Genomic DNA, 11,435 nt, shown 5'->3' with positions numbered 1-11,435 from the left:
GCTCTCCTGAGTGCGAACGCACTTGTGATAGCGGGCACTGCATTCATTTCCGGATCGACGCTCTCGCGAATATCTCCGGTCATTGGAGTAACCGCACTGCTCGCCTTGGCGGTCAGTGCATACTCGATAGCACAGGTAACGGGGGTGCTCACGGGGCCCCGAAGGATCCCGGCACTATCCCGACCGCAGAGCTCTCCCACCCCAATCGCATTCAGCTACAGCGATACCGTAGCCGAACTTGGCTCCCTCGGGGACTTTCAGGACCAGCTCCGGGCCCAGAGCATCGATGAGGCAACAAATGACGCGACTCTCGAGTTATGGCGCTGCATAAACATCCACCACTTGAGAACGATCAAACTCCAGCGTGCAACGCGCGGCTTGTTGGCAAGCGCCATAGTCCTCGTTGCGATGACTGCAGAAAAACTGCTCCTCGGACTCCTTTAAGAGCCCGTCGCGCGATCACACGTTTCACGCAGGCCTGACGCGTGTAGCTGTGATCAGCGACTCGGGCTCCGCTGGGGCGGCGGTCGACGGAGGTCTATCCCCAACAGCGTCCTACCCACCATCCGTCGTCGGGCGAGGTGAAGGGGTCGGGCCAGGTTTTGGAGATGTAGAGGTCGTACGCTCTGCCGGGCGACCGCGCCGCACCATCGAACCGGCGCCGGGGGCCGACGCCGTGAGGGCGTCGGCTCCCGGGCGGGGAAGGAGCGGCTCACCACTCCTACGGGTGTTCCGATCGGCTGATCTCCGCGAACACCCTGACCGTTGCCGCCAGTGGACGGCGGCCGGCCCCGGGTCTCAGGCGTCGGCTTCGTCGAAGTCGAAGGGGTCGGCCGGTTTTGCGACGAGGTAGGCGGCGACGATGGCTCCCGCGATCATCAGGGGGATGTTGAAGGTGTAGACGAGCGCGGCCTGCCGGGGCCAGTCCTGTTTGGCCGCCAGTCGGTAGAGGTTGTCCTGCGGCCACCAGGCCAGCAGGAGGTAGGCCACCGCCACGTGGGCGGCCGCGGTGATGCGACGGCCTCGGCCCCGGCTCCGCATCCGGGCGCGGCCCCCGAAGAGGAAGAGCACCCCGACGCCGAAGGCGGCGCACTCGAACAGGTAGAGGACGGTGAAGAGGAACGCCCAGGGCTGTGGCACCCCGGTGAGGTCGGTGGATCCCGACCAGAAGAGGTTCGTGAGGACAAAGGCGACGAAGCCCAGGCCTCCCGCGCAGCCGACCGCACAGGAGGCCGGGAACGGTTCTCCCGCCGTGGCGGCCCCGTACTTGCCCGACGAGCTCCCGCCGCTCCTCTTCGCCACGGCGGCGGGCAGGACGGGCAGCGGCAGGGCGGCACGGTCCTCCCGGCCGGCCCGGTTGAGGGGCAGGGCGCGCAGCCGGATCACGGTGCGCGGGGTCTCCTCTCTGGGTACCTTGCCCGACAGATGGGCCCGCAGTTCCTCGATGTCCGGCAGCAGGGCGGCAGGGCGGGAGGAGGAACCGCCGACGGGCGGGGCGACGTAGGCGACGAGGCGGCGCGGGCCGCGCACGCTGTCGACCGCGTTCACGATCACCGAGCCGATGCCCTCGTGGCTGCGGATCGCGGACTCGATCGGGTAGGGGTCGACGGAGCGCCCGCCGGGCAGGGTGACGCGGTCCCCGAGCCGGCCGCCGAACTCCAGCAGTCCGTCCTCGCGGAGCAGGCCCAGGTCGCCGGTGGGTATCGCGTCACCGGCGTCGGGCGGGGTGAGGCGGATCTGCCCGTCGCGGACCTCGACGCGACAGCCCGGGAAGGGCGTGCCGAGCAGCGAGAGCTCCTCCGGGTCGTCGAGCGGGCGGGGCAGCTGCGGCAGTTCGAACCAGGCGCCGGTGCCCGCGCTCTCCGCGAGCCCGTAGACGTTGAGCACGCGCGCGCCGGGCCGGAGCAGGACCTGGAGGGCCGCCTGGTCGTCGAGGTAGAGCCGGTCGCCCGAGACGGCGAGCAGCCGCAGCGAACGGTAGGCGGTGCCCGGTCCCTCTTCCCCCCTCAGCAGGTCGAGGGCGGTGGCCGGGTCGGTGTGCAGGACGGTGACGTGCTCGTCCTCCACCGCCGCACGGATGTCCTCGGGCTTCCAGGGGGACCGCCGGGGCAGGACGAGGGCGCCGCCCGAGCACAGGGCCCGGGTCCAGCCCGCGGCGAAGGCGGTGACGTCCGTGCCGGCCGTGATCAGGTGCCGGTCCGCCGGGGTGAGCCGGGCCACCTCGGCCCAGCTGTCGTGGGCGGCGAGCAGCAGGCCGTGGCTGACGGGGACGGCGCGAGGCTCGGCCGCCCCGGTGAACAGGAGGGCGGCGCCGCGGCCGGGCGCCGGGGCCGGTGGCAGCGCGGGCGCCGGTGCCTCGGCGTGTTCCGCCGGCCGGTCTACCGGCTGGTCCTCCCGCTGTCCGGCGATCCCGCCGGCCTCCGCGCCCAGCCGGATCACCTTCAGGCCGCTGCCGTTGTCGAGGGCGGCCCGGTGGGCGAGATGGGTCAGCAGGACGAAGGGCTCGGCCGTGGTGAGCTGGCGCTGCCCGGTGAGGGGGGTCTCGGCGTCGACGACGACGTACGTCCCGCCGGCCTTGAGGGCGGCGAGGAGGCCGACGACCAGTTCGGCCTGCCGGACGGTGCCGATGGCGACGAGGCCGCCGGGCGGCAGGCCGGAGGCGAGCAGACGGTGCGCCAGCCGGTCCGCCCGCTCGTCCACTTGCCCGTAGGTGAGGCTCTCGGGGCCGGAGATGAGGGCGTGGGCCCCGGGAGTGTCGCGGGCCCACTGCTCGAAGCGTTGCAGGACGGTGTCGGCGGTTCGCTTGCCGAAGCGTACGGACTCGGATCCCTGCGTCATGAACCGATGATGCCACCGGGCACCGACAGCGGACGGGGAAGGCGAAAATCCCTCGTACGGAAAGGAGTTGGAACCCCTGCGGGCGGTACGGCACCGAAAGCTTGACCTCAGGTTAAGTTGAGGTCCTAGCGTTCGGGTCATGGACATGGAAGTCACCGCCTGGACCTCGCTCCACAGCGCGATCAACGCCCAGCAGGACCGTCGCCCGCTCTCCCGGGCCGGCCTGCGCCGCGTCGCCGCCTTCGCCCGCCCGCACCGGCGCGGGCTCACCCTCTTCCTCCTGCTGAGCGTGGTGACCGCGCTGCTCGCAGTGGCCACCCCGGTGCTCTCCAGCCGGGTCGTCACCGCCATCGTCGACGGCCGGGACGGCGCGGCCGTCACCCGGCTCGCCCTGCTCATCGCGCTGATCGCGGTCGCGGAGGCCGGGCTGGGACTGCTGACCCGCCGGCTCTCCTCCACCCTCGGCGAGGGGCTGATCCTGGATCTGCGGACGGCGGTCTTCGACCACGTGCAGCGGATGCCGGTCGCGTTCTTCACCCGCACCCGGACGGGGGCCCTGGTCAGCCGGCTGAACAACGATGTGATCGGCGCCCAACGGGCCTTCAGCAACACCCTGTCGGGGGTGGTCGCCAACACCGTGACCCTGCTGCTGACCCTCACCGTGATGCTGAGCATCTCCTGGCAGATCACGCTGCTGGCGCTGGTGCTGCTGCCGGTGTTCGTGCTGCCGGCCCGCCGGATGGGGGTGCGGATGGCGGCGATGCAGCGGGAGGCCTCCGCGCTGAACGCCGCGATGGGCACCCAGATGACCGAGCGGTTCTCCGCCCCCGGCGCCACGCTGGTGAAGCTGTTCGGCCGGCCCGCCGACGAGTCCGCGGAGTTCGCGGCCCGGGCGGCGCGGGTGCGGGACATCGGGATCCGTACGGCGATGGCGCAGTCGGCCTTCATCACGGCGCTCACCCTGGTCTCGGCGCTGGCCCTCGCGCTCGTCTACGGGCTCGGCGGGTTCTACGCGCTGCGCGGCTCCCTGGACGCCGGCTCCGTCGTCGCCCTCGCCCTCCTCCTGACCCGGCTGTACGCCCCGCTGACCGCGCTCGCCGGAGCCCGAGTCGAGGTGATGAGCGCGATGGTGAGCTTCGAGCGGGTCTTCGAGATCCTCGACCTGAAGCCGCTCATCGCGCAGAAGCCGGACGCCCGCCGGGTGCCGGAGGGGCCGGTGACCGTGGAGTTCGACCGGGTCTCCTTCGGCTACCCCGCCGCCGACAAGGTCTCGCTCGCCTCCCTGGAGGAGGTCGCCACCCTCGATGCCCGGGGCGGTACGCAGGTGCTGCACGAGGTGTCCTTCCGCGCCGAGCCGGGCGAGATGATCGCCCTGGTCGGCTCGTCCGGCGCCGGCAAGTCGACGATCGCGCAGCTGCTGCCGCGGCTGTACGACGCCGACGCGGGCGCGGTGCGCCTCGGCGGGATCGACGTACGGGACCTGACGGCCGACTCGATCCGCGAGACGCTCGGCATGGTCACCCAGGACGGGCACCTGTTCCACGAGTCGGTACGGGCCAACCTGTTGCTGGCCCGGCCGGAGGCCACCGAGGAGGAGGTCTGGGAGGCCCTGCGGCGCTCGCGCCTCGACGGGCTCGTCGCCTCGCTGCCGGACGGACTGGACACGGTGGTCGGTGAGCGCGGCTACCGGCTGTCGGGCGGGGAGCGGCAGCGGCTGACCATCGCGCGGCTGCTGCTGGCCCGGCAGCGGGTGGTGATCCTCGACGAGGCCACCGCACACCTGGACTCCACCTCGGAGGCGGCGGTGCAGGAGGCCCTGGGTGAGGCCCTGGCGGGCCGGACCGCGGTGGTGATCGCGCACCGGCTGTCGACCGTACAGGCGGCGGACCTGATCCTCGTGGTCGAGGACGGCCGGATCGTGGAACGGGGCACGCACACCGAGCTGCTGGCGGTGGGAGGCCGGTACGAGGAGCTGTACCGCACGCAGTTCGCGGCGGCGGACACGCCTGCCGACCTGGCCTCGGGCGGCGCGGCACCGGTGCCGGGAGCATGATGCTGTGATGGACATCAAACTCGAACTGGTCGCCGTCCCCGTCACCGATGTCGACCGGGCCAAGGCCTTCTACGAGAAGCTCGGCTTCAACGCCGACCACGACGTCACCGTCAGCGAGGACATCCGCTTCGTGCAGCTGACCCCGCCGGGGTCGGCGTGCTCGATCGCGATCGGCAAGGGGCTGACCCGGATGACCCCGGGGGCGCTGGACAACATGCAGGTCGTCGTCACCGACATCGAGGAGGCGTACGAGGACCTGCGCGGCCGGGGCGTGGAGGTGACGGAGATCCAGGACCTGCCGTGGGGCTCCTTCGTCTACTTCTCGGACCCGGACGGCAACGGCTGGGCGGTCCAGCAGACGACCCCGCGCAAGACGGCGGGCTAGTCCTTGTCCGCGGAGCCGGCCCCGGGACCGGGAGCAGAAGCGGGACCGGGAGCGGGACCGGGGGCGGTGGGGCGCGGGGCCATGGACCTCGCGTCGTACGTCGAGCGGACGCGCAGCGGGCCGTGCTTCGTCTGCGCGTTCCTCGCCGGGGACCCGGAGTACGCGCACGAGACGGTCTTCGAGGACGAGCACCACGTGGCCTTCCTCGACCGGTGGCCCACGGTGCCGGGGAAGGTCCTGGTGGCGCCCAAGGCACACGTCGAGCACGCGGTCCGCGATCTGGACGTGGAGGCCTACACCCGGATCATGCTCGTGGTGCGGGAGATCGCCCTCGCGGTCGAGGAGGCCTACCCGTCCGAGCGGACCTACCTGTACTCCTTGGGCAGCCGGCAGGGGAACTCCCACCTCCACTGGCACATCGCGGCGCTGCCGCCCGGAGTTCCGTACGAGCAGCAGCAGTTCCACGCCCTGATGACCGAGAACGGTGTGCTGTCACCGTCGCCGCAGGAGGCGGCGGCCGCGGCGGCGCACCTGCGCGCGGTCATCGCCGCACGGGCCGAACGGGCCGAACGCGCCGTCCGTACACCGCCGCCGCGGTGAGTCCGCCGGGGCTCAGGCCTCGGCGGCGGCGTGGTGGTGGTCGAGCTCCCAGGCGTGGTGCTTGAACTCGTGGCGGAAGTCGGCGTGGTCCTCCCACTGGCGGGCGATGCCGCGCAGCACGTCCCAGTTGTGCTCGACCGACTGGTCGATGACGCGGCGCGTGGCCGGCTCGGCGGTCGCGCGCTGCTCGATGAGGCCCTTGATGGCGGACGCCTCCAGGACGGAGTTGCGCAGGGCGCGCAGCGCGCGGGAGGTGTCGTCCATGCCGAAGCCGTACTCGCTGCCCGTCTCGGCGTCGAACAGCGGGGTGAGCCGTGCCTCGATGAAGGCGGTGATCCGCTCGAAGTGCTGCGCTTCCATCGGGGGCTCCCTCTCCTGCCGGACCACCACGTGTCCCCGGCGTCTCCGGTGCTTCTGCTGTTCGGGGCCATTATCCAGCAGCGGCGGGCGGCGCCGCCCACCCGGCCCGGTCCCGGCGGGGCGGTGCCCGGCCTCGGGCCCAACTGCCCCTTCACTCTGGCGATTTCTTCATGATCTATTTTGAGGATCCGCTGTGCGGAAGGAAGGTGACCCGTGGACGACCGTTCCGGCTTGACCGAGCAGTTCGAAGAGCACCGATCTCATCTGAGAGCGGTGTCCTACCGGATGCTCGGCTCGCTCGCGGAGGCCGAGGACGCCGTGCAGGAAGCATGGATACGCCTCGACCGGTCCGACATGAGCGAGGTCGAGAACCTCGGCGGCTGGCTGACCACGGTCGTGTCGCGCGTGTGCCTCAACATGCTGCGCTCGCGCGAGTCCCGGCGCGAGGACTCCCTCGAGGCCCGCCCCGCCGACCCCGTCGTCAGCCGTGAGGACGAGGACACGGTCGACCCCGAGCAGGAGGCCGTACTCGCCGACTCGGTCGGGCTGGCCCTGCTGGTGGTGCTCGACACCCTCGCGCCGGCCGAGCGGCTGGCGTTCGTGCTGCACGACCTGTTCGCCGTGCCCTTCGACGAGATCGCCCCGCTGATCGAGAAGACCCCGGCCGCGACCCGCCAGCTCGCGAGCCGCGCCCGCCGCCGGGTCAAGGGGGTCCCGCTGGTGTCCGAGGCCGATCTCACCCGCCGGCGCCGAGTCGTGGAGGCCTTCCTGGCCGCCACCCGCGGCGGGAACTTCGACGCGCTGGTCTCGCTGCTCCACCCCGACGTGGTGCTCCGCGCCGACAAAGCCGTCGGCCCCACCCCCGCACCGCTGTTCATCACCGGCTCCGTCACCGTCGCCAAGGGCGCGATGGCCGCGATGCAGCGCGCGCGGTCCACGCAGCCCGCCCTGGTCGACGGTGTGGTGGGCCTGGCGATGGCCCCGCTGGGACGACTGTTCCTGGTGCTCCGCTTCACCGTCGAGGACGGCCTGATCACCGAGATCGACATCGTCGCGGAGCCGGAGCGCCTCCGCGGGCTGGAACTCGCCGTGCTCGACGCCTGACCCCGGTCCGGGCCGCGGTACCGACTCCGCCGCGGCCCGGGCGCCGGCCCGGAAGCGGCCGTAGCGATTCCGTGCCGCGGCCGCCCCTTCTGGGCCGCGGCGCGGCGCTCCCATACTGGCGCCGTGACCGACTACGTCAAGCACCTGCCGACCGCCGCGATACCGGAGGGCGGGGTCATGGCGTGGGGCGTCGACGACGCCCGGCGCTGGCTCCGCGCCCGCGTCCCGGCGGCGTTCGCCCCCGTCGCCGGTGGCCGGCTCCTCGGCGGCCTGGTCGTCCTCTCGATCGTGCTCACGGCGCTCGGCGATGCGGAGCCCGCGCACGGAGAGGACTGGTGGGGCTACGCCATGGGCGTCCTGCTGATCGCCCTGCCGTTCTGGTTCCGCTCGTTACCCGTGGCCACCCTGGTGGCCTCGCCCGTCATCGCGGTGGACGCCGCCCGCTCGCTTCCCGCCGCCACCGACGCGGCGGGCGCGATCGGCCACGGCCTGGTCCTCGCCCTCGCCGCGTGGGCGTTCACCGGGGCGCTGGCCCGCCTCCACGCCCGCCGACGCCAGCGCCAACTCGCCCTCGCCGCAGCCGGACCCGCCCGTTTCCCGCTGCCGGAACCGCTGCCCGCCGCACACCGACGCCGCGGACTGACGGGGATCGTCATCGGCTCCGTGTGCTGCCTCGGGGCCGGCGCGGCCCTCGCCGGCGGCGCGCTCCTCGAAGTGCGGGCCTCGGGCGGCGCGCACCCGTACGACCCGTGGGCCCTGCAGATGCTCGCCCTGGTCCTCCTGCTCCCCGGTACGACCGTGCTCGGCCGGGGCCTGGCCCGCCTCCTGGCCGCGCGCCGCCTCAACGGCCGGCCGCAGCCCGGGCTCCTGGTCGGGGTACGGATCTCCCGGTCCGGACACCACTGGATCCACCCGGACGCCGACACCCCGGCCGGGTCGCCCCTGATCTCCCACCGGGCACGGGCCCGGGACGTCCTCTCCGGACGACGGATCCTCCTCGCCGGCTCCGAACCGACCCTGCGCACGGCCCACCACGACGTCGACGCGCACGCGGAACCCTTCGAGGCGGTCCTGTACGGGGCCGTGCACGAGGGGGCCGAGGTCATCCTGGAGAACGCCGTCTACGAGGGTGGCACCCGCCTCGTCTCGTACGTCACCGCCGCCTCGCTGCTCCCGCACCGCCGGCACGGGCTGCGCGGCTGGAAGCCGGCCGGGCGCTCGTACCGCGAGGCCGTCCGGGAGGCGGCGCGCCGGGCCGAGGAGCGAAGGCGCGAACGCGAGCGGGAACGCGCGGAGTCGAAGAGCTCGGAGTCCACCACGGGTGGCTGCGGCGGAGGCTGCGGTGGAGGATGTGGCGGGTGCGGCGGATGTGGCTGCGGCTGACCCCGCCCGCGGGCCCCCTGCGGCACAGGACGATCTTGCGAGACCGCCGACGCCCAATGGAACGTTTCTGCCCCGACGCCTCTCTAGCCTGGTGCGCACCGGTTGGCGGTGCTCTGGACCGCTGCGTCCGGATCGAGACGTCGTAGAGGGTTCCCCTGATCCATGGGTCTGACAAGTAGTGCGCTCCTGCTGTGTGTCGTGCTCGGCACGGCACTGACGTTCGCGGCCACGGTGTGGCTCTGGCCCCGACTGGCCCGCGGGAGCCGGCCACGGGTGGCCGGGCGTGTGGGACTCATCGTCCTCGTGCAGGTGTTCCTGTTCGCGTCGGTCGCGCTCGCGGCCAACCGCAGCCTGCTGATCTACGGATCCTGGGCGGACCTGGCCGGGCGGGCGCGCCAGGAGGCCGTGCGCCCGGGGGTGGCCGTGGAGGTGCTGGGGCGTCAGGCTCCGGGCGTGCCCGGTGGCGGGAATCCGCTGGTGAGCGGTGTGATCGAGAAGGTGAACCTGCACGGCGAGCGCTCCGGGAGGGCCGCCCAGGCCTATGTGTACCTGCCGCCCGAGTACTTCCAGAAGGGCAACGAGCAGCGGAAGTTCCCCGCGGCCGTGGTCCTGACGGGTTACCCGGGCACGGCGGAGAACCTGCTGAAGGGGCTGCGGTACCCGAAGACGGCCTGGACCCTGGCCAAGGAGAAGAAGGCGCAGCCGATGATCCTGGTGATGATGCGGCCCACCGTCTCGGCCGAGAACACCCAGTGCGTCGACATCCGCGGCGGCGGCCCGCAGAGCGAGACCTTCTTCGGTACGGACCTCCCCAAGGCCGTGTCGAGCACGTACCGTGTCGGCGGCTCGGCGCGGAACTGGGGCATCATCGGCGATTCCACCGGCGGCTACTGCGCCCTGAAGATGACGGTGCAGCATCCGGAGACCTACGCGGCCGGGGTGGGCCTCTCGGCGGACTACAAGCCGGAGATCGACCAGGACTCCGGCGATCTCTTCCGCGGCGACAAGGACGAGGAGAAACGATCCGACCTGCTGTGGCATCTGGCCAACCGGCCGCAGGGCGCCTCTTCGTTCCTCGTGACGACCTCACTGCAGGGCGAGGAGAACTACAAGCCGACCCAGCAGTTCATCAAGGCGGTGAAGGATCCCGCCCGCGTCTCGTCGATCACGCTCGACCGCGGAGGACACAGCTTCAACACGTGGAACCGTGAGATCCCCCCGGCCCTGGAGTGGATGGGCGCGCGACTCGGCGCCGAGTGAGCTGCCCCGGCCCTCTAGGGGGCCAGTACGTCCAGTTCCTCCAGCGCGCCCACCGCGATCTGCCGGGTCAGCGCCTCGGCGCGGGCCGCGTCTCCCTCCCGTACCGCCTCGGCCACCTGGACGTGGAGGGTGACGGCCGCCGGGTCGGGGTCGTGGAACATCACCGCGTGTGCGGTGCGTCCGGTCAGGACCTCGGCGACCACGTCCCCGAGCCGGGCGAACATCTCGTTGCCTGAGGCGTTCAGCACGACGCGGTGGAACGCGATGTCGTGCTCCAGGTAGCCCTCGAGCTGGTGGCCGCGCGAGGTGCGGACCATGCCGAGGGCCGCCTCGGTGAGTTCGGCGCACTGCTCGGGGGTGGCCAGGGTCGCGGCCAGTCCGGCGGCGACCGGCTCGATCGCGGAGCGCAGCACCGTGAGGGAACGCAGCTGCCGGGGCCGGTCCGTGCCCGCCAGCCGCCAGCGGATCACCCGCGGGTCGTAGACGTTCCACTGGTCGGTGGGGCGGACCGTGACGCCGACCCGGCGGCGGGATTCCACCAGGTGCATCGACTCCAGGACGCGGACGACCTCCCGTACCACCGTGCGGGAGGCGTCGAAGCGTTCGGCGATCTCGTCCGTGCGCAGCACGCTGCCCGGCGGGTACTCCCCCGCCGTGATCGCGAGGCCGAGGGTGTCCAGCACGTGGGAGTGGAGCCCCTGCGCAGGACTGCCTTCGGTGGTCATGGCGTAAGCGTACGGTCACACCCCCGTCGGCAAAAGTGCGATGTATGCCACTCAACCCTTGAATAAGTACTACTTAATGCGCTTCAGTGGTGCCGCACGAACCGATGTCGACGAGGACAGCGAGGTAGGCGTGAGCACCCAGCGCGTCATTGTGGTGATGGGCGTGGCCGGCACGGGCAAGACGACCGTGGGCCGGTTGCTCGCGACGGCGCTCGGCATTCCGTACGCGGAGGGCGACGCGTTCCACCCGGCGGCCAACGTCGCCAAGATGTCGGCCGGCACTCCCCTGGACGATGCGGACCGGTGGCCGTGGCTCGACGCCATCGGCCAGTGGATCCGCAACTGCGCCGGGCTGCGCGGTGGCGTGGTCGCCGCCTCCTCCCTCAAGCGCGCCTACCGCGACCGGCTGCGCACCTCGGCCCCCGGAGCGGTCTTCGTCCACCTCACCGGGGAACGCCCGCTGATCGAGGAGCGGATGGCGGCCCGCAAGGGCCACTTCATGCCCACCACCCTGCTGGACTCGCAGTTCGCCACCTTGGAGCCGCTCCAGGAGGACGAAGCGGGCGTGGTCGTCGAGGTGTCCGGGTCCCCCGAGGAGATCACCGAACGTGCCCTGGCCGCCCTGCGCCTCCTCGACACGGCCGGGCACCGCACGGCCGGACACGGCACGGCCTGACACGCCACGGCCTGACTCTCCACGGCCTGACACGCCACACCCGAGAACCAC

At 72.1% G+C, this 11,435-nt stretch carries 10 protein-coding genes; 7 read left to right on the top strand and 3 right to left on the bottom strand.

Annotated features, from left to right (window positions below; genetic code table 11):
* Positions 1-798 precede the first annotated feature (798 nt).
* Entirely contained in the window at positions 799-2,838 is a 2,040-nt protein-coding gene (locus ACFYZ4_RS36945) for an AMP-binding protein (RefSeq protein ID WP_390786055.1), read from the bottom strand.
* A 139-nt stretch (positions 2,839-2,977) separates the two neighbouring features.
* On the opposite strand from ACFYZ4_RS36945, the gene ACFYZ4_RS36940 reads away from it, so the two are divergent.
* The 3 genes from ACFYZ4_RS36940 (at position 2,978) to ACFYZ4_RS36930 (ending at position 5,876) form a co-directional block, all read left to right on the top strand.
* Entirely contained in the window at positions 2,978-4,891 is a 1,914-nt protein-coding gene (locus ACFYZ4_RS36940) for an ABC transporter ATP-binding protein (protein WP_390786054.1), read from the top strand.
* 7 nt (positions 4,892-4,898) lie between these two features.
* Positions 4,899-5,276: a VOC family protein gene (locus ACFYZ4_RS36935; protein WP_388470998.1), complete on the top strand. Its 378-nt coding sequence runs from the start codon at positions 4,899-4,901 to the stop codon at positions 5,274-5,276.
* Positions 5,277-5,357: 81 nt separating this feature from the next.
* On the top strand, positions 5,358-5,876 hold the full coding sequence (locus ACFYZ4_RS36930; protein WP_390786053.1) for an HIT family protein: 519 nt from the start codon (positions 5,358-5,360) through the stop codon (positions 5,874-5,876).
* A 12-nt stretch (positions 5,877-5,888) separates the two neighbouring features.
* Here the strand turns inward: ACFYZ4_RS36930 and ACFYZ4_RS36925 are convergent, their stop codons facing one another.
* A complete protein-coding gene (locus ACFYZ4_RS36925; RefSeq protein WP_351289434.1) occupies positions 5,889-6,236 on the bottom strand; it encodes a hypothetical protein in 348 nt (115 codons plus the stop codon).
* 213 nt (positions 6,237-6,449) lie between these two features.
* Here ACFYZ4_RS36925 and ACFYZ4_RS36920 point away from each other — a divergent pair, with 213 nt between their 5' ends.
* The 3 genes from ACFYZ4_RS36920 to ACFYZ4_RS36910 all read left to right on the top strand — a co-directional run bounded on the left by ACFYZ4_RS36920 (position 6,450) and on the right by ACFYZ4_RS36910 (position 9,983).
* Complete coding sequence (locus ACFYZ4_RS36920) at positions 6,450-7,340, top strand: sigma-70 family RNA polymerase sigma factor (RefSeq protein WP_390786052.1); 891 nt, start codon at positions 6,450-6,452, stop codon at positions 7,338-7,340.
* 123 nt (positions 7,341-7,463) lie between these two features.
* Complete coding sequence (locus tag ACFYZ4_RS36915; RefSeq protein WP_390786051.1) at positions 7,464-8,723, top strand: hypothetical protein; 1,260 nt, start codon at positions 7,464-7,466, stop codon at positions 8,721-8,723.
* A gap of 162 nt (positions 8,724-8,885) precedes the next feature.
* Positions 8,886-9,983 carry an alpha/beta hydrolase gene (locus ACFYZ4_RS36910; protein ID WP_390786050.1) on the top strand — a complete coding sequence of 366 codons (1,098 nt, stop codon included), beginning with the start codon at positions 8,886-8,888 and terminating at the stop codon, positions 9,981-9,983.
* 14 nt (positions 9,984-9,997) lie between these two features.
* On the opposite strand, the gene ACFYZ4_RS36905 is transcribed toward ACFYZ4_RS36910, so the two are convergent.
* A complete protein-coding gene (locus ACFYZ4_RS36905; protein ID WP_351289426.1) occupies positions 9,998-10,708 on the bottom strand; it encodes an FCD domain-containing protein in 711 nt (236 codons plus the stop codon).
* A 130-nt stretch (positions 10,709-10,838) separates the two neighbouring features.
* On the opposite strand from ACFYZ4_RS36905, the gene ACFYZ4_RS36900 reads away from it, so the two are divergent.
* Complete coding sequence (locus ACFYZ4_RS36900; protein WP_390786049.1) at positions 10,839-11,384, top strand: gluconokinase; 546 nt, start codon at positions 10,839-10,841, stop codon at positions 11,382-11,384.
* The last annotated feature ends 51 nt before the right edge of the window (positions 11,385-11,435 follow it).

The organism is Streptomyces sp. NPDC001513, from assembly GCF_042894695.1.
In the GTDB taxonomy this organism is placed as follows: domain Bacteria; phylum Actinomycetota; class Actinomycetes; order Streptomycetales; family Streptomycetaceae; genus Streptomyces.
Note: the sequence above shows the minus strand (reverse complement) of the source record. Positions and strands in the feature narration are given on the sequence as shown.

Excerpts from the sequence above, each read along its gene's own strand:
- ACFYZ4_RS36935 (WP_388470998.1), top strand. The coding sequence starts at position 4,899 with ATGGACATCAAACTCGAACTGGTCGCCGTCCCCGTCACCGATGTCGAC.
- ACFYZ4_RS36905 (WP_351289426.1), bottom strand. The coding sequence starts at position 10,708 with ATGACCACCGAAGGCAGTCCTGCGCAGGGGCTCCACTCCCACGTGCTG.
- ACFYZ4_RS36925 (WP_351289434.1), bottom strand. The coding sequence starts at position 6,236 with ATGGAAGCGCAGCACTTCGAGCGGATCACCGCCTTCATCGAGGCACGG.
- ACFYZ4_RS36910 (WP_390786050.1), top strand. The coding sequence starts at position 8,886 with ATGGGTCTGACAAGTAGTGCGCTCCTGCTGTGTGTCGTGCTCGGCACG.
- ACFYZ4_RS36940 (WP_390786054.1), top strand. The coding sequence starts at position 2,978 with ATGGACATGGAAGTCACCGCCTGGACCTCGCTCCACAGCGCGATCAAC.
- ACFYZ4_RS36930 (WP_390786053.1), top strand. The coding sequence starts at position 5,358 with ATGGACCTCGCGTCGTACGTCGAGCGGACGCGCAGCGGGCCGTGCTTC.
- ACFYZ4_RS36945 (WP_390786055.1), bottom strand. The coding sequence starts at position 2,838 with ATGACGCAGGGATCCGAGTCCGTACGCTTCGGCAAGCGAACCGCCGAC.